Annotated in this window: 26 protein-coding genes and 1 tRNA gene; 14 read left to right on the top strand and 13 right to left on the bottom strand. The window is 72.5% G+C overall.

Translation table 11 applies throughout. The annotated features are described in order from the left end of the window. Window positions 1-276: 276 nt before the first annotated feature. On the top strand, window positions 277-1560 hold the full coding sequence (locus SMD11_RS13505; RefSeq protein WP_087926703.1) for a M64 family metallopeptidase: 1284 nt from the start codon (window positions 277-279) through the stop codon (window positions 1558-1560). A 72-nt stretch (window positions 1561-1632) separates the two neighbouring features. Here the strand turns inward: SMD11_RS13505 and SMD11_RS13500 are convergent, their stop codons facing one another. Then, entirely contained in the window at window positions 1633-2358 is a 726-nt protein-coding gene (locus tag SMD11_RS13500; protein WP_087926702.1) for a TetR/AcrR family transcriptional regulator, read from the bottom strand. Between the two features lie 142 nt (window positions 2359-2500). On the opposite strand from SMD11_RS13500, the gene SMD11_RS13495 reads away from it, so the two are divergent. Together SMD11_RS13495 and SMD11_RS13490 are read left to right on the top strand one after the other, a co-directional pair. Continuing rightward, window positions 2501-4021, top strand: coding sequence for an MFS transporter (locus SMD11_RS13495; protein WP_087926701.1), 1521 nt, complete (start codon window positions 2501-2503; stop codon window positions 4019-4021). An 80-nt stretch (window positions 4022-4101) separates the two neighbouring features. Further along, window positions 4102-4554: a VOC family protein gene (locus SMD11_RS13490; protein ID WP_087926700.1), complete on the top strand. Its 453-nt coding sequence runs from the start codon at window positions 4102-4104 to the stop codon at window positions 4552-4554. 18 nt (window positions 4555-4572) lie between these two features. Here SMD11_RS13490 and SMD11_RS13485 read toward each other — a convergent pair whose 3' ends face one another. Next, entirely contained in the window at window positions 4573-5748 is a 1176-nt protein-coding gene (locus SMD11_RS13485) for a winged helix DNA-binding domain-containing protein (RefSeq protein WP_087926699.1), read from the bottom strand. Between the two features lie 111 nt (window positions 5749-5859). Between SMD11_RS13485 and SMD11_RS35435 the strand changes: the two genes are divergently transcribed. Together SMD11_RS35435 and SMD11_RS13480 are read left to right on the top strand one after the other, a co-directional pair. After that, window positions 5860-6000 carry a hypothetical protein gene (locus tag SMD11_RS35435; protein WP_159395294.1) on the top strand — a complete coding sequence of 47 codons (141 nt, stop codon included), beginning with the start codon at window positions 5860-5862 and terminating at the stop codon, window positions 5998-6000. Window positions 6001-6013: 13 nt separating this feature from the next. Then, on the top strand, window positions 6014-6556 hold the full coding sequence (locus SMD11_RS13480) for a GNAT family N-acetyltransferase (RefSeq protein ID WP_087926698.1): 543 nt from the start codon (window positions 6014-6016) through the stop codon (window positions 6554-6556). A gap of 86 nt (window positions 6557-6642) precedes the next feature. Here SMD11_RS13480 and SMD11_RS13475 read toward each other — a convergent pair. Then, a tRNA-Arg gene (locus tag SMD11_RS13475) sits at window positions 6643-6715 on the bottom strand. 47 nt (window positions 6716-6762) lie between these two features. Then, window positions 6763-7512: a hypothetical protein gene (locus tag SMD11_RS13470; RefSeq protein WP_087926697.1), complete on the bottom strand. Its 750-nt coding sequence runs from the start codon at window positions 7510-7512 to the stop codon at window positions 6763-6765. A gap of 273 nt (window positions 7513-7785) precedes the next feature. On the opposite strand from SMD11_RS13470, the gene SMD11_RS13465 reads away from it, so the two are divergent. Then, window positions 7786-8724, top strand: a complete 939-nt coding sequence (locus SMD11_RS13465) for a DUF4328 domain-containing protein (protein WP_159395293.1) — start codon at window positions 7786-7788, stop codon at window positions 8722-8724. 34 nt (window positions 8725-8758) lie between these two features. On the opposite strand, the gene SMD11_RS13460 is transcribed toward SMD11_RS13465, so the two are convergent. Further along, complete coding sequence (locus SMD11_RS13460; protein ID WP_087926695.1) at window positions 8759-9157, bottom strand: thiol-disulfide oxidoreductase DCC family protein; 399 nt, start codon at window positions 9155-9157, stop codon at window positions 8759-8761. 260 nt (window positions 9158-9417) lie between these two features. Here SMD11_RS13460 and SMD11_RS13455 point away from each other — a divergent pair, with 260 nt between their 5' ends. Continuing rightward, a complete protein-coding gene (locus SMD11_RS13455) occupies window positions 9418-9753 on the top strand; it encodes a hypothetical protein (RefSeq protein WP_087926694.1) in 336 nt (111 codons plus the stop codon). A gap of 273 nt (window positions 9754-10026) precedes the next feature. On the opposite strand, the gene SMD11_RS13450 is transcribed toward SMD11_RS13455, so the two are convergent. Beyond that, window positions 10027-10581 (bottom strand): GntR family transcriptional regulator, encoded by a 555-nt coding sequence (locus tag SMD11_RS13450; RefSeq protein ID WP_087926693.1) that lies wholly within the window; start codon window positions 10579-10581, stop codon window positions 10027-10029. 161 nt (window positions 10582-10742) lie between these two features. On the opposite strand from SMD11_RS13450, the gene SMD11_RS13445 reads away from it, so the two are divergent. Together SMD11_RS13445 and SMD11_RS13440 are read left to right on the top strand one after the other, a co-directional pair. Continuing rightward, a complete protein-coding gene (locus SMD11_RS13445) occupies window positions 10743-11447 on the top strand; it encodes a lipoprotein (protein WP_159395292.1) in 705 nt (234 codons plus the stop codon). Window positions 11448-11935: 488 nt separating this feature from the next. After that, the gene (locus SMD11_RS13440; protein WP_087926691.1) at window positions 11936-12364 is read left to right on the top strand and encodes a hypothetical protein; all 429 of its coding nucleotides are present in this window, start codon (window positions 11936-11938) and stop codon (window positions 12362-12364) included. Window positions 12365-12626: 262 nt separating this feature from the next. Here the strand turns inward: SMD11_RS13440 and SMD11_RS13435 are convergent, their stop codons facing one another. After that, window positions 12627-12923 carry a cupin domain-containing protein gene (locus SMD11_RS13435; protein WP_087926690.1) on the bottom strand — a complete coding sequence of 99 codons (297 nt, stop codon included), beginning with the start codon at window positions 12921-12923 and terminating at the stop codon, window positions 12627-12629. 164 nt (window positions 12924-13087) lie between these two features. Between SMD11_RS13435 and SMD11_RS13430 the strand changes: the two genes are divergently transcribed. Continuing rightward, on the top strand, window positions 13088-13489 hold the full coding sequence (locus SMD11_RS13430; protein WP_087926689.1) for a VOC family protein: 402 nt from the start codon (window positions 13088-13090) through the stop codon (window positions 13487-13489). A 33-nt stretch (window positions 13490-13522) separates the two neighbouring features. Here the strand turns inward: SMD11_RS13430 and SMD11_RS13425 are convergent, their stop codons facing one another. Continuing rightward, entirely contained in the window at window positions 13523-14026 is a 504-nt protein-coding gene (locus SMD11_RS13425; protein WP_234366026.1) for a DinB family protein, read from the bottom strand. 69 nt (window positions 14027-14095) lie between these two features. Next, a complete protein-coding gene (locus SMD11_RS13420; protein ID WP_087926687.1) occupies window positions 14096-15106 on the bottom strand; it encodes a helix-turn-helix domain-containing protein in 1011 nt (336 codons plus the stop codon). 52 nt (window positions 15107-15158) lie between these two features. Here SMD11_RS13420 and SMD11_RS13415 point away from each other — a divergent pair, with 52 nt between their 5' ends. Beyond that, a complete protein-coding gene (locus SMD11_RS13415) occupies window positions 15159-15548 on the top strand; it encodes a cupin domain-containing protein (RefSeq protein ID WP_087926686.1) in 390 nt (129 codons plus the stop codon). A gap of 177 nt (window positions 15549-15725) precedes the next feature. Here the strand turns inward: SMD11_RS13415 and SMD11_RS13410 are convergent, their stop codons facing one another. Continuing rightward, window positions 15726-16502 (bottom strand): GbsR/MarR family transcriptional regulator, encoded by a 777-nt coding sequence (locus SMD11_RS13410; protein WP_087926685.1) that lies wholly within the window; start codon window positions 16500-16502, stop codon window positions 15726-15728. Between the two features lie 228 nt (window positions 16503-16730). On the opposite strand from SMD11_RS13410, the gene SMD11_RS13405 reads away from it, so the two are divergent. Beyond that, the gene (locus SMD11_RS13405; protein WP_087926684.1) at window positions 16731-17399 is read left to right on the top strand and encodes a DUF4097 family beta strand repeat-containing protein; all 669 of its coding nucleotides are present in this window, start codon (window positions 16731-16733) and stop codon (window positions 17397-17399) included. A 64-nt stretch (window positions 17400-17463) separates the two neighbouring features. Here the strand turns inward: SMD11_RS13405 and SMD11_RS37310 are convergent, their stop codons facing one another. Beyond that, window positions 17464-17703: a DUF6255 family natural product biosynthesis protein gene (locus SMD11_RS37310; protein ID WP_418952440.1), complete on the bottom strand. Its 240-nt coding sequence runs from the start codon at window positions 17701-17703 to the stop codon at window positions 17464-17466. Next, window positions 17700-18041: a hypothetical protein gene (locus tag SMD11_RS13400; protein ID WP_087926683.1), complete on the bottom strand. Its 342-nt coding sequence runs from the start codon at window positions 18039-18041 to the stop codon at window positions 17700-17702. The genes SMD11_RS37310 and SMD11_RS13400 overlap by 4 nt, the downstream gene beginning before the upstream one ends. Before the next feature lie 136 nt (window positions 18042-18177). Here SMD11_RS13400 and SMD11_RS13395 point away from each other — a divergent pair, with 136 nt between their 5' ends. Continuing rightward, the gene (locus SMD11_RS13395; RefSeq protein ID WP_087926682.1) at window positions 18178-18951 is read left to right on the top strand and encodes a GntR family transcriptional regulator; all 774 of its coding nucleotides are present in this window, start codon (window positions 18178-18180) and stop codon (window positions 18949-18951) included. 152 nt (window positions 18952-19103) lie between these two features. On the opposite strand, the gene SMD11_RS13390 is transcribed toward SMD11_RS13395, so the two are convergent. Continuing rightward, window positions 19104-19484, bottom strand: a complete 381-nt coding sequence (locus tag SMD11_RS13390; RefSeq protein ID WP_087926681.1) for a hypothetical protein — start codon at window positions 19482-19484, stop codon at window positions 19104-19106. 527 nt (window positions 19485-20011) lie between these two features. On the opposite strand from SMD11_RS13390, the gene thrS reads away from it, so the two are divergent. Further along, window positions 20012-21268 carry a threonine--tRNA ligase gene (gene thrS, locus SMD11_RS13385; RefSeq protein ID WP_087926680.1) on the top strand — a complete coding sequence of 419 codons (1257 nt, stop codon included), beginning with the start codon at window positions 20012-20014 and terminating at the stop codon, window positions 21266-21268. Window positions 21269-21286 lie beyond the last annotated feature (18 nt).

Below are 21286 nucleotides of genomic sequence, written 5' to 3'. Positions count from 1 at the left end.
CCCTTCCCGCTGTATCCGATGTGCGGCTCCGCCGCGTGGCGGGGGGCAAGTCCCCGGGCCCCCGGTTCCGCGCTGCCGCGCGGTGGCTGGGGGAGTTCGAGGACCGGGGTCCGGGGCGGAGCCCCGGTATCGGGAAGGGGCGGGGCTGGGGAAAAGGCCCCGCGCAGCGGCGCCCCACCCGCCCACCGAGCCGCACCCGCACCCCGCCCCACCCATTGCCCCCCACCCCCCGACTCCCTACCTTGGGCCGCACCCACCACCCCCCAGGGAGTCCCCATGCGCAGACGAATACCCCTCACCCTCGCCACAACCTTCGCCCTAGCCCTCACCCTCACCCCCACGGCAACAGCAACAGCCGCACCCACCCGCCACCCCCAACCCGTCGAATACTTCACCGGCCCCGACGGCCACCCCAGACACACCACCGTCCCCGCGTCCCCCACCCCGTCCCACCCCCTGCGCCCCTCCGCCCCCGGTGACGGCGACGTGACGCCCGTCGTCGAGAACGGGCCGGTCGCCACCACGCTCGACGTCGTCTTCGTCGGGGACGGGTACACCGGTGCCGAGCAGGCCGACTTCCGCGCGGACGCCCGCGCCAAGTGGGAGAAGATCGCGGCGGTCGAGCCGTACGCGTCCTACCGGCAGCTCTTCAACGTGTGGGCGGTCGGGGCCGTTTCCCGTCAGTCGGGCGTCTCCGGGGACCCCGTGCAGGGGGTCGAGAAGGACACCGCCCTGCGGTCCGCCTTCTTCTGCGACGGCATCGAGCGGCTGCTGTGCGTCGACACCGGCCGCGTCGAGTCGTACGCGGCGAAGGCGCCCGCCGCCGATCTCGTCGTGGTGCTGTCCAACTCCGCCAAGTACGGCGGCGCGGGCTACAACGACGTGGTCTCGCAGGTGGGTTACGACGGCATCGCCACCGCCTCCTCCGACCACCCGAAGTCCGACCAGGTCGCCGTCCACGAGACCGGGCACTCGCTCGGCAAGCTCGCCGACGAGTACCAGTACGACGAGTACGGGACGTACACGGGCGCCGAGCCCTGGGAGGTCAACATCAGCAAGCTCCGCGCCGACGAGCAGGCCGCGCAGCGGAGGAAGTGGTACCGCTGGCTGGGGGAGACCTCGCCGGACGGTGGCGCGGTCGGCGCGTACGAGGGTGGCGGCTACTACCCCAAGGGCCTCTACCGCCCCACCGAGAACTCCGTGATGCGCACGCTCGGGCGCGAGTTCAACCTGCCGGGCCGCGAGGCGATGATCGCGGGCTTCCACCGCCACGCGAGCGTTCTGACCAGCACGGTCGCACCGGGCGCCGAGGTCGGCCGCGGGGACCGGATCGAGGTCCGGCCGTCCGCCGCCACGACGGTGGTCCGGTGGTACGTCGACGGGCGCGAGGTCTTCCGCGCCCGCGGCCGGATGTCCGTCAGCCCGCGCTCGCTCGGCATCCGCGCGGACGGGCGCGGGCACGTGGTGACGGCGACGGGCACCGATGCGACGGAAGCGGTCCGCGACCCGGAACTGCGACGCAAGCTGACGGGGTCACTGAGCTGGCCCGTGACGCGCTGACCAGGAGCCCAGCCCGTGACGCGCTGACGGGGTCACTGGGCCGGCACGTGACGCGCTGACCAGGAGCCCCCGCTACCCCGCGTCCAACACCCCGACACCCTTGCCCCCATAAGCCCGCACCACCCGCCCGTACCCCCTGGCCAGCGCCGTCTCCGCCGCCTCCCGCACCCGGTCCGTCGGCTCGCCCGCCGCCAGCGATCTGTGCAGCGCCTCGAAGCCCAGCTCCCGCGCCGTGTTCGCCAGCGCCGCGAACGCCTCCAGCTCGGCCCGTACGACCGGGTCGGCGGCGTGCGCGCCCGCCCGCTCCATGAGGAGTTCCTCCAGGAGCAGTCGGCGGCGGTGGGCGAGGGGGTGGTAGCTGTGGCGCAGGGCCGGGCTGTCGAGCAGGACCCGGGAGAAGACCCGGGCCTGCTCCAGGGAGTCCTCCGCGAGGGCGATGTCGAAGGCCCCGGCGTAGGCGCGGCCCAGCTCTTCGAGGAGTTCGGCGCCGGTGGCGGCGCCCGTCACGGCCTCGGCCACCATCGGCTCGAAGTCGTCGCGGCGGCCGAAGAAGATGTCCTCCTTCGACGCGTAGTGCGTGAAGACGGTGGCCGGGGCCACGTCCGCCGCCGCCGCGATCCGGGTGAGCGTGACGGCGTCGAAGCCGTCCTCCGCGAAGAGCCGGAAGGCCGCCTGGGCGATCGCGCGGCGGGTGCGCTCCCGCTTGCGCTCGCGCAGGCCGCCCGTCGCGGGCGGCGCGGGCGGCGAGGTCCGCGCGCGGGGCGCCGGCGCGGTGGCGGTGCGGGCGGCGGGAGTCATGGCTTCAGAATAGCCGCCCGGCCAGCAGAATTAGAGGTGCTACATTTTTGTAGCGCCTCTAATTTCCGAGGGTGTCCGCCTCGCCGCGCCGCCCTCCCCCGTGCCCGCAAGCCGTGCCCTCAGCCGTGAGGACGTGCCCGCCATGCGCACAGCCGACTCGTCACAGCCGCCGGCCAGGAACCCACAGGATCCCGCAGCCACCGTCGAAACCACCGCCGACACCCACCCGGAACGGTCCCGGCCCCGGCCCCGGTCCACCACCGCGATCCTCGTCCTCGCCTGCGCCGCCCAGTTCATGGTCATCCTCGATGTGACGATCGTGAACGTGGCGCTCCCCGCCATGCGCGCCGAGTTGCACCTCGACGCGGCGGGCCAGCAGTGGATCGTCAACGCCTACACCCTCGGCTTCGCCGGTCTGCTGCTCCTCGGCGGCCGGACGGCCGATCTCGTCGGCAACCGCCGCGCCTTCCTGGCCGGCGTCACCGCCTTCACCCTGGCCTCCCTGGCGGGCGGCCTGGCCGACGGCGGCGGCCCGCTCGTCGCGGCGCGCGCCGTCCAGGGCGTCGGCGGCGCGTTCCTCGCGCCCGCCACCCTCGCGCTGCTGATGAGGACCTTCACCGACCCCGCCTCCCGGGCCCGCGCGATGGGCGCCTGGAGTGTCGTCACGGCGGCCGGCGGCGCGGTCGGCGCGGTGGTCGGCGGGGTGCTCACCGAGTACGCCGGATGGCGCTGGGTGCTGTTCGTCAACGTCCCCATAGGCGCCGCGCTGCTGACCGCCGCGCTCCTGTACGTACCGGCGGCGGGCGGCGGCCGGGGCGGGGCGCGCCGGCTCGACCTGCCCGGCGCCCTCACGGCCACGGCCGGCCTGACCGCACTCGTGCACGGGACGATCGCCAGTGAGACGCACGGCTGGGACTCCCCGCACGTCTGGGTCCCGGCCGGCGCCGGGGCGCTGCTGCTGGCCGCGTTCGTCGTCGTCGAGTCCCGGGTCGCCCATCCGCTCGTACCCCTGGCGATCCTGCGCCACCGCGGCCTCGCCGTCGCCAACCCGCTGGTGATGGCGATGAGCGGGGCCGGGTTCTCGATGTGGTTCCTGCTGTCCCTGCACCTCCAGCAGAACCTCGGGTTCAGTGCCGTGCGGGCGGGCCTGTGCTTCGTGCCCGGGTCGCTCGGCATCATCGCGGGGGCCGGGATCGCGACCCGCCTCGTGGCCCGCACCGGGCCCCGCCCGCTGATCGTCGCCGGCATGACGCTGGGTACCGCCGGCTTCGTGTGGCTGTCCCGGATCAGCGCGGGCGGGAGCTACGCCGGCGAGGTGGCCGGGCCGTTCGTCCTCACGTCCCTCGGCTTCGGCCTGGCCCTCATGCCCGCCATGGTCGCCGCCACCGGTGGCACGGACCCGGCCGAGGCCGGGCTGGCCTCCGGGATCCTCAACACCTCCCGCCAGGTCGGCGGCGCGCTGGGCCTCGCCGTGCTCGCCACCGTCGCCTCGCACACCACGGCCGCCCGCCTGGCCTGGCGGCCCCACGAACTTCAGCGGGCGCTGACCGCCGGCTACGGCCGGGCCCTGCTGACCGCCGCCGCGTTCACCGCGTGCGCGGCACTGGGCGCCCTCGCCCTGCCCGGAAGGCGGGGCAAGGCGCCGCTCCGGCACCACTCGTAAGCCACCACTCGTAAGCCACCACACATAGGCCACCACTCATAAGCGATGAAGCAGTCGACGAGGAGAGGAAAAGGACCACCGTGCCCAACGAGTTGAACCACATCATCGTCCACGTCAAGGACCGCCGGGAGACCGGAGCGTTCCTGGCCTGGCTGGCGGGATCCGCCGAGGCGCCCCTCGAATGGGGTCCCTTCACCCAGGTCACCACGTCCAACGCGGTCGGCGTCGACTTCGCCGACGAAATGGTCCCGGCGGAGAAGATCAACCTCAGCCACCTCGCCTTCCTCGTCACGGACGAGGAGTTCGAGGCGGTCCTCGCCCGGATAGCGGAGCGCGGACTGCCGTTCTGGGCCGACCCGATGCTGACGGAGGAAGGGAAGATCAACCACGACTACGGCGGGCGCGGCGTCTACGTCCGCGACCCGGGCGGCACCTGCGTCATCGAGTTCATCACCAAGCCGTACGGGGAACAGCCGTCGGAGCGGTCCACGCGGGCGGCGGTGGCGACGCACGGCGGGGGAACGGGGAGCTGATCAGCTGAACCGCCGCGCTCACCGCACCAGTTCCCGCTCCAGCGGTGTCCGGAAGCGCGGCGTGACCCGTACGTCACCCATCCAGCCCGTCAGCCTGGCGGCCTCCGCGTTGATCGCGGTGGCCGCCTCGCGTCCCACGTCCACCAGCGGCCGCCAGACGATCTGCCCGTTCGCGCGCTGGGCCCAGCCGCCCACGACCCGGCCGTCCCACCACACCGTCGGCCCGACGTTCCCGGCCCGGTCGAAGAGCGCGGGCACCAGGTCCGGCGACAGGTACCAGTCCCGGCCGCGCCAGCCCATCGGCGTGGGGTCGAGCCCGGGGAGCAGGGCGGCCCAGGGCTCGGCGGGCGGTACGTCGTCCAGGTCGTCCGGCAGGGCGTGCCCGGCCGCGCCGCCCGCCAACTCCACCCCCACCGCGCCCACATCGGCCAGCGCCCTACGGGTGTCGCCGAGCGTCCAGCCCGTCCACCACTTCAGGTCCGCCTCCGTCGCGGGCCCGAAGGAGCCGAGCCAGCGCCGGGCGAGCTCCGCCTTCGCCTCCCGCACGTCCATCTCCGGGATCCGCGGCACGGGCGCCCACGGGTACAGGCTGCTGGTCCACGAGCCGCGCGGCCGGCCGCGGCGCACGTGCCCGTCGGAGGCCAGCAGCCGCAGCAGCCGGCTGCCGACGCTCTGCCGCGACTCGTACGGTTTGCCCACCGAGACCGCGATCGTCTCCCGCAGGGCGGGGACGTCCTTGGCGAGCTCGGCCGTCGTCGCCTGGCCGCGCGCGGCGAGCGCGTCCAGCACCTCCCGCTCGGTCCGCGCGAGCCGCCGCTCGTCCCAGACGCCGTCGGTGCTCTGCTGGAGGAACCGCACGAACTGGGCGCGCTCGCGCACCGCGATCGCGCGGGCGGTGGAGGAGCTGACGTACGGGGCGAGGCCGGAGCTCACGGCGAAGAGCGTGCGCCGCATGGACAGCAGCTTCACCAGCGTCACGTCCTCGTAGAGCGCCCGCTCCACCTCGGCGGACGAGGGCTCGGCCAGCCGCGCGCACGCCGACAGGTACACGGTCGCGGCGTCGGTGGCGTGCAGCCCTACGAGCGCGTCGGCGACCTCCTCGACGGACGCGGCGCGGTGGCCGGGGGAGAGGAGGTGACGCCGGGCGAGGCGGGCGCGGCGCTGGTCGTCGGAGACGTGGGGGCGGGCGGTCATGGGGCGAGCGTAGAAGGGGTATAGGGCGGAACCTGTCCTCCACGGGCGGGCGTCCGGGCGATCCATCCCTCGGCCGGTGACGGCGCCCGGCCCGGCCGAAGGGCGCGGCCGGTGGACCCGGTGGACCTGGTGGACCTGGTGGACCTGGTGGACCTGGTGGACCTGGTGGACCTGGTGGACCTGGTGGACCTGGTGGACCCGGTGGACCCGGTGGACCCGGTAAACAGAGTGCGCGGGCGGAGGGCCGTCTGAGACGGTGCCCGCCATGGACACCCACGGAACCCGCACCACGCCCGCCCCCGCCGGAAGGCCCCCCGGGCCGGGACGGCCGGCCCCGGCCCTGCGCCGCGCCGCCGCCCCGGACGCCGGGGCCGTGGCCGAGGTCTGGCTGCGCTCGTACGACGCGGCCCTGCCGACGGTCCGCCGGGCCCACTCGGACGACGAGGTGCGCGCCTACTTCCGCCACGTGGTGATCCCGGAGCGGGAGACCTGGGTCGCGGACGCGGGGGACGGCGGGATCGCCGGCGTGCTGGTCCTGACCGAGGGCGCCGGCGGCCGCACCCCCGGCCCCGGTCGCGTCGACCAGCTCTACCTCTCCCCGGACTGGCGCGGCCGCGGCCTGGGCGCCCGCTTCCTGTCCCTCGCCAAGGAGCGCTTCCCCGCCGGCCTGGAGCTGTGGACCTTCCAGGTCAACACGCCGGCCCACCGCTTCTACGAGCGCCACGGCTTCACGGCGGCCGAGCGCACGGACGGCTCCGGGAACGAGGAACGGGAACCGGACGTCCGTTACGTCTGGTTCCCTCGGTGAGCGCTGCCCCCGGGGACGGGCGGGCGCCCGCTCCCGGGAACACGACAAAGGCCCTCAGGATTTCTCCTGAGGGCCTTTGTCCGCTGTGCACTCGGCAGGATTCGAACCTGCAACCTCTTGATCCGTAGTCAAGTGCTCTATCCGTTGAGCTACGAGTGCTCGGCGTTCCGGCGGACAGGCCACCGGTCGGCGTTGCGGGAACAATATTACCCGACGTGCGAGGGTGGATTTCCCCACCGGGATCCGCCCGCCGTCCCGCCGCCGCCGGGCGCCCGGCGGCCGGTCACGCTCCGGACGAGATGCCCGCGCGAGCTGTACTGGAGGGCCATCCGCTCCACGCGCCGGGTCAGCGGGAAGAAGCCGTCGAAGCAGGGCACGACGTGTTCGAAGTCGTAGAGCGACCGCAGGGACGGGCTGTCGGTGATCTTCTTGAACGAGACGGCCACCTCCCAGTCCAGGGGATAGCGCGCGAGGGCCTCCTTACGGACGGCGCGCAGCATGTGTTCCGAGAGGCCGTTGCCCCGGAAGTCCGCCCGCACCCACAGGCCGCCGGGGAATCCCAGCAGCCCGGCGATCCGCGGCATTTCCCCGGGGAGTACGAGGTCCAGCGTGCCCGAGTGCTGGTCGCACGACCCCTCGCAGAAGATCCGCATCGTCCGGATCAGTTCGCGCACATCGGAGGTGCGGAACGTCCGGTAGGCGATGCACGCCGCGATACGGCCGTCCCGGTCCCGGGCGGCCAGCCAGAAACTCGTGTCGGGGGAGAGGGAACTGTGGCGCGGATCGAATGCCGGATTCACGCCGTCCGAGCCGGGGGCGCCGCCGAGGTGGTCGCGGAATTCCGCGAAATCCGCCTGCGGGGTGAGGGTCAGTCCCAGGGCCTCCGCCCATTCCTCTTCCCGTTCCTCTTCCCGTCCCGGCGCCCGCTGTTCCTCCCGCGCTACTGCGGTACCCACTGTTCTTCCTCCCCCGGACCGCCGCCGGTCCCTTCCGGCGGCGCAGTTCATGATCCACCGCCGCCCGGCCGGACGATTCGCGCGGCCCGGAAAAATGGCGCGATCTTGGCGGTGGGAATGCGGTGGGAATGCGACGGGATGGCCGGTGACGTCCGTAAGGGTGCCGTACAACCCCGGGGGCCGCACGGGGGTCATGGTTCCGGCAAACGAACGGGGGCTTGAGGGAGAGGGATTCATCTCGTGTGGTGTTCGGACTGCCGGGCGGAACCCGCGGTGCACAGATCGGGGCGTTGCGACGCGTGCGAGGGGGCGAGGCCGGGCATCCCGCGGGACGGGGCGGGCCCGGCGGGTGGCGCGTACCCGGCGGGCGGCGCGCAGCCGGTGACGGGCCCGGAGTCCCCGTACGGGCCGGGCACGGGGCCGGCTCCGTACCCGCAGGGCCCGGCGCCCTTCCACGCGCCACCCCCGGGTCCCGGCGCGCGGCTCGCCTCCCCCGACGGCCTCGCCCGCGCGACCGTCGTCCTGCTGGTGCTCTGCGCGGTCACGGACGCCGTCGCGGTCTGGTCCGACATCAGCATGTTCCGGCTGATGGACAGGGTCCTCGCCGACGGCGTCGAGACCGTGGCCGACGCCGACCTGGACCGGGCCGACCTCACCCAGGCGGTCGCCGGCTTCGCCCAGTCCGCGGCCTACGTGGCCGCGGCCGTCCTCTTCGTGCTGTGGTTCCGCCGGGTCCGCGTCAACGCGGAGGTGTTCGCCCCGGACGGCCACCGCATGGCCCGGGGCTGGTCCGTCGGCGGCTGGTTCGTGCCGGTCGTCAACCTCTGGTTCCCGAAGAAGATCGCCAACGACACCTGGAACGCGAGCCTCCCGTACGGGCCGGAGGGCGCGCCCCGGCCCGCTTCGCGCGCGGTCATGAACGCGTGGTGGGTGATGTGGCTCGTGACGACGGCCCTCGGCTGGATCTCCACCCGGGTAGATGCCCTGGCCGACACGTTCGAGAAGATCCGGAGCTCCAGCGGGGTGCTGATCGTCGCGGACGCCGTCGACATCGTGGCGGCCGTCCTCGCCGTGTGCTTCGTGCGCCGGCTCACCGCGTTGCAGCGCGAGAAGGCGGCGCAGGGGCCGGTGCCGTCGGTGCCGGGCGTGAGGGACCGGCCGCCGTCGGAGGTGCCGGCCGTGGGCGACCGGCCGTCGGCGGCCCGCGCCTGACGGCCGCCGGGAGCCCGTCCCCGGCCGTCCCTCGTCAGGACCCCGCGGCCCCGGGCCGCCGCGCGGCGGGCAGGGCGCAGGCCGCCGTGCCGCCCGGCATCTTCTGCCGGTTGTCGGCCACCAGCCGGTAGACGCCGTGGGCGGCCCAGCGCACCGGCGGCAGCCTGAGCACGGCGCCGAGGACGGCCCAGGGGCCGCCCGCGCTGAGCAGCAGCTTGGCGACGGCCTGGGCGCCGCCGTACACCGTCCCGGCCGGGGTGATCCACAGCAGCTCGTGCTCGGCCCGCTCCTGGGTGACGCCCAGGGCGTCCAGCTCCGCGAACTGCCAGGCGGTGACGGTGCAGCGGGGCCGGACGTGCTTCTCGGCGATGTTCACCGAGGTCGTGCAGAAGCCGCAGTCACCGTCGTAGACGAGCACAGGTCGGATACGCATGGGCCTCATGATGCCGGGCGGGGCGGGGGAGAGGACCGCCGGGGGTCGGCCGGGGCCGGACGGGGTCGGACGGGGTCGGACGGGCCTGCCGGGGCCGTGCACGCCGACGGCGGGAACGGAAGTTCCGAACTTCACCTATGCGGGTGACCTCACCCCCCAGTCCCCCTTAAAGCGGTTTATCTGCCTTTCGTCACGCCAGATCTAGGGCGAGCGAACCGAAGCGGGATCGGGCGGGCATCGCCCCGCCGGGGGAGGACGTCATGCACGCACTCACACGCCTGGGCCGGGCCGTGGTCACGGCCGGAGCCGCGCTGGTGCTGACCACCGGGCTCGCCACCAGCGCGCAGGCCACGACGGGCCACTTCAGCTACGCGTCGGGGAGCGGGGAGGCGCTCGGGTTCGACGACCCGGACGACGGCGAGTGCTATCTCCTGGTCTCCGGTGCGCTGCGCGCGGAAAACGGCACGCACGCCAAGGCGACGTTCTACGCGGAGCCGGGCGACTGCGAGTCGGCGGTCGTCGGGTCGCCGCTCCCACCGGGCATGGCGAGGAGCTTCCAAGGGGGGACGATTCCCCGCAGCGTGCAGTTCGGCTGAGGGCGGCCGCCGGCCGTCAACCGGTGAGGGCGGGGCGCCCACCGGGGCCCGGGACGGCGGCCGGGCCGTCCGCCCCCTCGGTCGCCGCGATCGTCCGCCGCAGGACCTCCCGGGCCGCCGCGATCTCCTCCGCCCGCCGGTCGAGCAGCCACGATCCACTGGACGTTCACCTGGCGGCCCCGGACGACGCCGGGGCCGACCGCACGGCGCTCTTCCCGGCCCGTCCGCACCCGGAACGGGCGGCCGGCGGTGCGACGGACGTTCCGGCCGGGGTCAGTCGAGCCGCATGCGGTAGCGGAGCGTCCGGTCCTTCGCGGTCATGGTCATCGCGCAGAACTCCATCGGCAGCCCGTCCCCGTCGAGGATCAGCCGGTTCAGGACGAGTACGGGCTCGTGCTCGCCGAGCCGCAGCGCCTCCCGCTCCTCCTCCGTGGGCAGGCGGGCGGAGACCGTCTCCTCCACCCGCGTTGCCAGGAAACCGAGTTCGGCGAGCAGGGTGACCGCGCCGCCCGGCACCTTCCTCGGCTCGGCGAGGGCGGTCCCGGCGGCGACGCGCGGCGGGTAGTACGAGTCCGCGAGCTCGACCGGCTCGTCGTCGAGGAGGATCAGGCGCCGCCGCGAGACCGCCTGCCCGCCGGCCTCCAGGCCGAGGGCGCGGGCGACGTCGGCGGGCGGTACGACCGTCCCGGCGGAGAGGAGCCGCTGCCCGCCCCGGCGCTTGCTCTCCCCGGCCTCCTCGGCCCACGCGTCCGGCTTCTCCCGGCCGCGCGGCGTGAGGTACCTGGCGGAGTCGCTCTCCCAGGTCTGTCGTGGTGTCTGTTCCGGCACGATCGCGTCCCTTCCGTCCGCACCATCATGAGGTTCCCCGGGGACCGGGAGTAGGTCGCGTCCGGGGAGCCTCGAATGCGTAGCGGAAAATAACGATTTGTACGGGGTCGGTGCGCCGGGCTACTTTCCTTTTCTTTTACCTGATCGACGGGGAAAGGTTCATGCGCAGAATCACAGGGGGACTGGTTACCGCCGCGCTCATGGTCGGCGCGCTCACCGGCTGCACTTCCGGCGACGGTGACGACAAGGCCGGTAAGGCCGACAAGGCCGAAGCCGCCGGCAAGGCCGCGGGGAAGCCGGAGTCGTCGAAGCCCGCGTCGCCGAAGCCCGCCGAGCCGCCCGCCGAGTCCGGGCGGGGCAGCGGTACCAGGGTCGGCGGGACCGGTTCGGCGTGTGAACTCCCGGTGTCGTTCGAGACGGGTGAGGGCTGGACGGCGAAGTCGATGTCGGTGGGGGACGCCGCGTTCCTCGGGTCGGTGACCGAGCACAAGTACCTCAAGGGCACCTGTGAGCTCGACACCAAGGAGCGCGTGATCAGCAGGATGCTGGTGTGGACCGGCCCCGCGACGGGCTCGTCCGCGCGGCAGGTGCTCGAAGCCTTCATGGCCGAGGAGAAGAAGTACCTCGTCGAGAGCGAGTACCAGGACATCAAGGTCGGCGGGCTCCCGGCGGTGGAGGTCGTCTACAAGCTGAACAGCCCCAAGCTGAAGGAGGACCGGGAGCAGCGGGCGCTCGCGGTGTCCACTCCGAAGGGTGCGGCCGTCGTGCAGCTGCGCGGCTTCGACACGGCGGAGCACCGGCGGATTCTTCCCGTGTACGAGCTGGCGAAGAAGACCATGTCCGGGACCCCTGTCGTGGCGAATTAACGGTCGTCAGAATTCCGTGCGCAAATCCCGGGGCGGTGATTGCCGCCTCCGGGAAGATGCGGATTCAAGTTCTTCCGGAAACCGGCCCTTGCCGGATCGTTTTCCGGGAGGAGAAACGGTTATGGCGTGGGTTCGAGCCATGGTGCCGGGGGCTCCGGTGGGCGGTGGTGCCGGAGCTGTCGCCGGTCTGTGACCTGTGGTTCCCGTGGGCGTCGAGCTCCGGCGAACGCTCGCTGCGATGCGGCCGTGGCTCGTTCCGGCGGGACGGGCGCGGCTGGCCGGAACACTCCGATGTGCGCAATTCGGCTACGGGCGTACCTTTCTGGTGCGGCGAGGAGGGGAAAGTGCCGGGAGATATCCCGGTTATCAGACTTTCCGTTCCGGGTGTCGGGTAAATGGTTGCCAAGGTGTCCGATCGTCGCGACACCCACGCCGCGCCGCGCATCGAAGAAGACAACTCTCAGCAATCGACCGCGAGGAGTTCTCCGATGGCCGTTTCCGACGCCGAACTGTTCCAGCAGTGGCAGCAGTTCCAGCAGTGGCAGCAGCTCCACCAGCAGCACCAGACGAGTGGGCCCGACGTCCCGCACGAGAAGAAGAACGTCCTTCTCACGGCAAAGACAGTGCGGGGCAGCATCATCGGCATGGCGCAGGCGGAGATGAGCGCGAACCTCACCACGGCCGACGGCGGCGGAATCGGGGGGCAGCGGATCAGCTTCGTCGTCACCAGCACGAACCAGGAGTTCGGCACGGCCACGACCGATTCCAACGGTGACGCGAACCTCGACTCCGGGGCGAACATCAGTGACCCGCAGTTGATGGCCACGGCGGCGTTCTCCGGATACACGGCCGTCTATCACGGCAACACGGACTACAACCCGGCGAAGGCCAGGGGGAAGTTCATCGTCGGACTCTGATTCCTGAGGTTCCGGCGGTGCGGTGGAGGGAGCGGATCGGCTGCCGTGCACCCCGCCGTGCCGCCGGTCGTGGGGGAGCGGTGGCCCGGCGTCGGGGAACCTCCGGGCGCCGGGCTCCGGTGAGGCCGGACGAAGTCCGAGCGCGCTGCGGGGACGGTTGGAGCGGGCTGCGGCGATGGACGGATTCGGCTGCTCGTTCGAGTGAGCGGCGCATGTCCGGTCATGGGTGTGGGCAGTCCGGGGGACGGCTCGAATCCGTCGCCTAGCCCTCCACGAGCAGCAACACCCCCCGGCTCCCCGGCCGCACCTCGTGCGCCACCCCCGCCGGGACCACGCACATCTCCCCTTCCCCCACCCCCACGTCGACGCCCCCGACCACCAGCTCCATCCGCCCCTCCACCACGAACAGCGCCTCCGCCTCCGCGTGCGACTCCGGCGGCAGCCCCTCCCCGCCCATCCGCAGTACCTTCACGCGCGCCCCGCCGGCCGTCCCCAGCACCGTCGACCGCCACACCTCGGGCAGCCCGGCCGCCACGTCCAGGACCTTGATCTTTTCCATGGCGAGGACGCTAGCCGCGCGGCGGGCGCCATCGGCTGACCGTCGGGTAAAGCTTCCCGCGGGCCGGGAGAGGTGCCGTGGCGCTCCGGCCGAACATGACATTCCGGATGCTCAGGTCCCGCCCGACCGGTCGCACGGCCGGGCCCGTGAGGCATCATCACCGGATGAATCACCTCGGGCTCGTGGCCATCGTCGTGCGCGACTACGACGAGGCCATCGACTTCTACGTCAACGTCCTCGGCTTCGCGCTCGTCGAGGACACCCGCATCGACGAGCGGAAGCGCTGGGTCGTCGTCTCCCCGCCCGGCGCCCGCGAGGCGGGCCTCCTCCTCGCGCGGGCGGCCAACCCGGCCCAGGAGGCGCGGATCGGGAACCAGACGGGCGGCCGCGTGGGCCTGTTCCTCAACACCGACGACTTCGCGCGCGACCACGCGCGCATGCGCGCGGCGGGTGTCGTCTTCGAGGGCGAGCCCCGGCAGGAGCCGTACGGCACGGTGGCCGTCTTCCAGGACCTGTACGGCAACCGCTGGGACCTGATCGAGCCGAGCCACGCGGGACGCGGCTGAGGCGTACGGCCGCTGGACGGGCCGACCGTACCCCTACGAGCCGGTCCGCCCGTCCACCAGCTCCCGCACGATGTCCAGGTGCCCGTTGTGCCGCGACGTCTCCTCGATGAGGTGCGTCAGCACCCACCGCAGCGTCACGTGCAGCCCGTCCCGCACCGTCCGCACCGCCCTGGCCTCCAGGTCCGTGGCCGCCACGAGCTCGCGGTAGCGGGCGCTCTGGGCCTCGTACGCGGCCAGGATCTCCGGCAGCGGGATGCCGACGGCCGTGCGCATCTCCCAGTCGGGGTCGTCCTCGGTCCACGGGGCGATGTCCTCCTCGCCGAGGAAGACGACCTGGAACCAGTAGTACTCGACCCACCGCAGGTGGTTGAGCAGCCCGCACAGGGTCATCAGCGGGGAGCCCGGCAGCGGGGCCTTACGGGCGTCCTCGGCGGTCACGCCCTCGCACTTGGCGCGGGCGGTGGCGCGGGCGTAGTCGAGGAAGGTGGCCAGGGAGGCGCGTTCGTCCCAGGTGGGGGGCGTGTCGGTTCGGGTCACCGGCGCATGATCCATGGCCCGGGTGCCGGGCGTCGACCGATTAAGCGGGGCGGCGGGGTCCCCGGTCCATCAGGCCGGCACCGGCCCGAAGCGCCGCCGGTACGCCGTCGGGCTGAGGCCGGTCTCCCGCCGCAGGCGCGCCCGTAGGTTGGCCGCCGTCCCCAGGCCGCTGGTGCGGGCCACGACGTCGAGGCGCTCCTCGCCGCGCTCGATCAGGCGGCGGGCGAGCGTGACGCGCTCCCCGGTGAGCCAGGCCAGCGGCGTCGTGCCGAGCTCCGCGCGGAAGCGGCGGTGGAGGGTGGCGGGGCTGATCGCGGCCCGCGCGGCGAGGTCGGCGACGGTCAGCGGCTCGCCGAGCCGCTCCTGCGCCCACGCGAGCAGCGGGGCGAGCGACTCGTCCGGCACGTCCGGTACGGGTCGCTCCACGAACTGGCGCTGCCCGCCGTCCCGGTGCGCGGCGAAGACCAGGCGCCGGCTGACGGAGTTGGCGACCTCGGCACCGTGGTCGCGGCGGACGATGTAAAGACCGAGATCCAGCGCGGCGGCGCTCCCCGCGGCCGTAAGGATGTCGCCGTCGTCCACGAACAGCACGTCCGGTTCCAGGCGCACGCCCGGGAAGCGGCTGCGGAACGAGCCCGCCCACTGCCAGTGCGCGGTGGCCCGCCGCCCTTCCATCACCCCGGCCTCGGCCAGCGTGTACGCGCCGCTGCAAAACCCTACGAGCCGCGCGCCCCGGGCGTGGGCCCTGCGGATGGCGTCCAGTACCTCCGGGCGGCGCGGTACGTCCGTGTCGGGGCGGTTGGGGACGATCAGGGTGTCGGCGGTGTCGGCCGCCTCGATCCCGGCGACGCCGGTGAGCGTGAAGAACCCGTCCCGCATGAGGATGTTCGGCTCGGCGGCGCAGAGGGTGAAGTCGTAGAGGTCCCGGCCGAGTTCCGGCCTGCGCAGTCCGAAGATCTCGGTCGCGCAGCCGAGCTCGAAGGGGTTCGAGTTCTTGTCGACGATCACGACGACGCGGTGGAGCCGTGGCGCGGACCCCGCGTCGCCCGGGTGGCTCGCATGCGAGGAATCTTGCGGCATGTGCGATTTCTAGCACTCACGTGATCACCCGGCCAGTCCCCAGGATGGGGGCATGAGCAACGACCCCATCGCCCTGCGAGAGGCTCTGGCCTCCTTCGACGCCCTGTGGAGCCCTCGCATCGTGACCCGCGTCAACGACTACGACGTCCGCGTCGCCAAGGTCGCGGGCGAGCACATCTGGCACGTCCACGAGCACACCGACGAGTTCTTCCACGTCCTCGAAGGCGAGCTGCGCATCGCCTTGCGCGACCCCGGGGAGCGCTCGGTCACCCTCCCCAAGGGCTCGGTCTTCACGGTCCCGCGCGGCACCGAGCACAAGCCGTACGCGCCGGCCGGCGCGACGATCCTGCTGTTCGAGCCGACGGGGACACTGACGGTCGGGGACCGGCACGAGGAGGTGCCGGGGCACGTGGACGCGACGACGGGGCACGCCCTGTCGTGACGGGTCCCGTGCGTGGCCGGGGCCTGTCCCGGTCCGCGGCGGTACGCGCGTGAGGCCGGGCTTCCGGGGCGACGGGGGTGCTCCGGAAGCCCGGCGTCACGCGTTCCTCTGCCGCCAACCGGCCGTCAGGCGGGGTGAGAAGGACGGTTTCCGCGACGGGGAGGGCGAGGCGACGGATCAGCCGCGTGTTCCGGGGGCGGCTGCCTCGCCGCGGTCGGGGCGCGGCTCGGCGGCATCGTCCGAGGGTGCCTTCGTATGGAGGACGTCGCGGGCCTGCTCCGCGGCGCGGGTGATGCTCTCGGCGACGAAGTCGACGAAGCGGGCGATGTTCTCCAGGCGGGCGGCGGCCGGGGTGCCGGAACCGAGGACACCGACGCCCTGCCGCGCGGTCTCGGCGAGCTGGAGGCTCGCCCGGGCGCTGGCGATCATCGACTGGTACCAGACGTCGTCGTCGACCGTGTAGCGCTCGCGGCGGCCCTCGTCGCGTTCCCGGCGGACCAGGCCCTGGCTTTCGAGGAACGCGATCGCCTTGGAGACGGACGCCGGGCTGACCTGGAGCCGCCGGACGAGCTCGGCGGCGGTGAGGCTGCCCGCGTCGGTGGTGTAGAGGCAGGTCAGCACCCTGGCCATCATCTTGGGCAGGCCCGACTGCATGAAGACGGTGGTGAACACCTCCTCGTACTCGCGCACGGCCTCGGGGTCGCGCCCGTGCGGCTGCGGCGCCTGCTGTGACCCCCGGGGCGCGGCCTGCTTGCGCCGCTGGGCGCGGCGCTCGGTGGCGCGGTGTGCCAGGTCGGCGCGGTAGCCGGCGGGGCCGCCGTTGCGCGTCACCTCACGGGTGACCGTCGAGGTGGGGCGGTCGAGGCGCCTGGCGATCTCGGCGTAGGCGAGGCCGTCGGCCAGTCCCAGCGCGATCTGCTGGCGTTCGGGCTGGGTGAGCCTGCCTCCCGGCATCGTGATCTCCCTTTTGTGCTCGTCGGTGGCCCCAGCATAGCGTTCATCCTCATTTCATTGCAACGAAATGGCCATCGATGTTGCGTTAGATCTCAGATCATTGCAATGATTTAGAGCCTCTGACCTGCATAGATGATGTTTGTGTGCAACGAAGATGTTGCTGGTTCCTTGAACGCAACGTAGCTTTTGCGTTGTCGGAAACGCCGACCGGAACCGAAGGAAGTCATCATGCAGAAGTTCGCCACCGCCGCCCCGATCGCCGCCGTCCTGGACATCCCCGCCGGGCGTATCCGCTTCATCGCCGCCGACCGGGCCGACACCACGGTCGAGGTCCTGCCCGCGGACGCCTCCAACGGCCGTGACGTGAAGGCCGCGGAGCAGGTCGAGGTCGTGTTCGCCGACGGTGTCCTGCGGGTGGAGGGTGCGCCGGTGAGGAACCGGGTCCTGGGTGGTTCGGGGTCGGTCGAGGTGACGGTGCAGCTGCCCGCCGGTTCCCGCGTCGAGGCGAAGGCGGCCGCGGCCGAGTTCCGGGGTGTCGGGCGGCTCGGCGACGTCGCCTTCGAGGGCGCGCAGGGCTCGGTGAAGATCGACGAGGTCGCGAGCGCCCGCCTCACGCTCCTGGCGGGCGACGTCGTGGTCGGCCGCCTGGGCGGCGACGCGCAGGTCAGCACCCAGAAGGGCGACATCCGTATCGCCGAGGCCGTCCGTGGCACGGTCGAACTGCGCACCGAGGCCGGCGGGATCTCGATCGACGCCGCCCGGGGCGTCTCCGCCTCCCTCGACGCAGGCACCACCTACGGCCGTATCCACAACGCCCTTCAGAACGCCGGGGGTGCCGCCGGCCTGACCATCCACGCGACCACCGCGTACGGCGACATCACCGCCCGCAGCCTGTGAAGTGGTGGAGGTGGGCCAGGCCGTGCCCGTCGGTCGGCTGTCCGACGGGCCTGAGACCTCGGATTCACCACCCCGGGGGCCGTGGCCTCCGTCGGCGCCGCGCCGCTTCCGAGATCCACGACGCGGCGGCCCGGTCCGCGCGGCGGGCCCGTCCACCGGCCGGGGTGATCGCCTGGGGCAGCCCCGGCGGGCGTACGGCCCCGTAGTCGGTGAACCGTACGACCCCGCACGCGCAGCACCGCGACTCGCCTCCGGCGCGGGCCCAGCCCGCGAGGTGGGGGCACGCGGCCGTGACGGCCCTCATCGCCCCACCGGCAGCATGTGCGCCGACCGCCAGTGGCGTCGCTGGGCGACGAGCGCGTCCCCGGCCTTGATCTCGTCGTCCCCCTCGGCGGCGGCCCGCCGCGCGGCGTCCAACTGGACGCACTCCGCGCAGCCGTAGGCCGGAAGGCTCTTGTCGGGCCAGAGGCCGGTGGCTTCCCGCTCCTGCCGGGTGGCCAGCCGCAACGCGGCGAAGGGGACCTCCCATTCGAGCCCGCCGCCGGGTTTGCGCAGTTGTACGCGGTCGCCCACCGCGCCGATCACCTGGGCGATCACCCCTTCTCGGGTGTCCACCACGAACGCGCCGTTCCTGTACGTCATCGCTCCCGCACCTCCTGGCGCGACCGTATCGCTATTCGCGAATAGCAGCAAGGTGCCCTGGCGGCAGTAATCCCTCTCAAGTCGCATACCGTGGGGGACGGTAAGGGTCGAAAGGGTCAACAGGTCGGAGGACATCGTGGGCAACAGCGAGGTGGGGGCGTCGGACCGCCGCTCACTGCACGAGCGGATCGCCGCGGATCTGCGCGACGAGATCATGAGTGGCGACCTCGGCCCTGGCGACAACCTGCCGTCCACCACGCAGCTCCGGGAGAGGTTCGACGCCTCGAACGCCACGATCCAGAAGGCGCTGCACCTCCTCAAGGAGGAGCGTCTGATCGTCGGGCGTCCCGGCAGCGCCGTCACCGTACGCCCGCGTCGGCAGCGCACCATGAGGCCTGCCGCCTACATGGCCCCGTCGGCGACCGGCGCGCCGTACCGCTGGCTCACCGAAGCGTCGAAGCTGGGAGGGGAAGCGCGCAGCAAGCTGCTGGAGGTCGCGGAGGTGACGCCCGGGGCGGATGTCGCCGCAGCCTTGAACATCGCCAAGGGTGACACCGTGCTGCTGCGCCGCCAGATACTCCTGATCGACGATGAACCCGTCGAACTCGTCAAGTGCTACTACCCCTTGAAGATCGCCCGGGGCACGGCCCTCATGGAGCGCCGCAGGATCAAGGGCGGCACTCCCACCCTCCTCGCCGAGCTGGGCTTCCCGCCTCGGCTCAGCGTGGACAAGGTGTCGGCCCGTGTCCCCACCCAGGAGGAGTTCAGCGCCTTGCGGCTGCCCAGCAGCCTGCCGGTGCTCCGCACACTCCGGACGCTGTACAGCGACGACGAGCGGCCGGTCGAGGTCGCGGTCATGGCCAAGGCCGGCCACCTTTACGAGTTGCAGTACGAGTTCACGGCGCAGTAGGGAATGCCCAAGCCCTCGCACGCGGCGAACTGACTCGCGCGGCCGCGTGACCGATGCGCTCCAAGCGATGAACCGTGCCGGTACAGTCGGAAGGGGCGCCCGAAGCCACCTTCCATGGCTTCGGACGCCCCCTTGTCGACGTCGTCGATTTCCTACCGCACCACGACCACGTGGAAGCTGCGGTCTGCCAGTGCCCCTGCCGAGTTGAACGTCTGAAGGAACAGACAGTTCGTGGTGCCGGCCCGGCCCGTGACCGTGATTTCACCGGTCGGCGGAGTGCCCGTGTTGCCGGGAAGCCCGACGGTCGCGAGATACGTGCCGCGGGTGACCACTACGTTGAAGCACACCTGGTACGTGCCGACGGCCAGCCTGGTCGACGACGTGGCGCCGAGGCTCTGCGCGGCGACGAGGACCCCGTTGGCCTGCACGACGGCCCTTACCGCATCCGCCGGAGCCGGAGCGTCGGCGACAGCTGTCGAGCCGTCCTCTGCTGGGGAGTTGATGGCCGCCTCGTCGGGAGTTTCGTTGTTCATTTCGCGTTCCTCTCTTTCCGTGAGCTCGGGGCCTGCCCGGTCGGCACAGGCGTGACGAACGAGGCCGACAGGGAAAGCGCGTAAGGTCGCGGGGAATTCGGAGGCACCGGAGCCGGGCCTGTCGAGGTGAGATTAACTCCACAGCCGGTTTCCCGATACTGGACTAATGTCCAAACTTGAAAGGCGGATTACCTGCTCATCCGATCACCAGGATAATGAATTGCCTTTCGTTATCCGGTAATTGTGGCAGACGCGTCGCCCGAGGCGCACGCTTCCCTATGGCGCCGCAGGGTCAAGGGCACGCATTCGCGCGGTCGCGGGTCACGGCGAGGACCCGGTGGAAAACCCCGTGCACCCCGCCCCACCCTCCTGTTACCGTCCCCGTCATGCAGCGCGCCATCACCGTCATGACGACGACGCCGGAGACTGTCCCGGCGCGCTGACAGATGTCCAGTCCGAAGCCCCGGGGCGAGTGCCCCGGGGCTTCGGCTTGCGGTCGCTCGCTCCACGTCCGCGAGGAGACCGTCATGCAGGACCACGCCCACGCCCACGACCACCGCAAACTCGGCCGCGAACTCGCCCTGTTCGACACCGACCCGCTGATCGGCGCCGGGCTTCCCTACTGGCTGCCCGACGGCGCGGCCGTACGTCACGCGCTGGAGGAGTACATCCGCTCCGCCGAGCGGAAGGCGGGCTACCGGCATGTGTACTCGCCCGTGCTGGGCAAGCGGGAGCTGTACGAGATCTCGGGGCACTGGTCGCACTACAGCGACGACATGTTCCCGCCGATGGACCTCGGGGCCGAGCAGGTCGTCCTGCGGCCGAGCCTGTGCCCGCACCACGCCGTGATCTACCGGTCCCGCTCCCACAGCTACCGCGAACTTCCCCTGCGCATGGCCGAGCTGGGCGCCATGTACCGCTCCGAACTCTCGGGCGTACTCGGCGGCCTGACCCGCGTACGGGCCATCCAGCTGAACGACGCGCACATCTTCTGCACCCTGGACCAGGTCGCGGACGAGGCCGCCGCCGCGCTGGAGATGATCCGGCGGGCGTACGAGGCGCTCGGGATCACCCCGGCCCGGTACCGGCTCTCGCTCCCCGGGCCCGGCGGGAAGTACGTCGCCGCGCCGGAGATGTGGGAGCGGTCGACCGTCCTCCTTACCGACGTCCTCGACCGCTCCGGCCTGCCGTACGAGGCGGTCGAAGGGGAGGCCGCGTTCTACGGGCCGAAGATCGACGTGCAGGTCGCGGACGGCGCCGGCCGGGAGTCCACCCTGTCGACCGTCCAGGTCGACTTCCACCAGCCCGAACGCTTCGACCTGCACTACATCGGCGCGGACGGCGCGAAGCACCGCCCGGTCATGGTCCACCGCGCCGTCATCGGCAGCGTGGAACGGGCCGTGGCGCACCTCATCGAGGCGCACGGCGGCGCCTTCCCCGCCTGGCTGGCGCCCACCCAACTCGTGCTGCTCCCGGTCTCCGAGGCCCAGGTGCCCGACGCGGAGGCGGTCGCCCGCCGGTGCGTCGACCTGGGCCTGCGGGCGGAGGTCAGCGGCCCCGGACACGGCACCCTGGGCGCCCGTATCCGTCAGGCGCGGCTCGTGCCGTACCAGGCCGTCATCGGCCCCGAGGAGGCCGCCGACGGCCACCTCGCCGTACGCCTGCGCGACGGCCGGCGCCTGGACCCGCGCCCCGCCGGGGAGATCCTCGCCGCGATCGGCGCCCTCGTGGCCGCTCACAGCACCCATCTGTGGGGCGAAGACGCAGGCGAGGGCGGCCGCTGAGCCCGCGCCCGGACGGCC

The sequence above is a fragment of the Streptomyces albireticuli genome (assembly GCF_002192455.1).
Taxonomy (GTDB): domain Bacteria; phylum Actinomycetota; class Actinomycetes; order Streptomycetales; family Streptomycetaceae; genus Streptomyces; species Streptomyces albireticuli_B.
The sequence above is the reverse complement of the archived record's forward strand: the minus strand, read 5'-3'. Positions and strand labels throughout refer to the sequence as shown.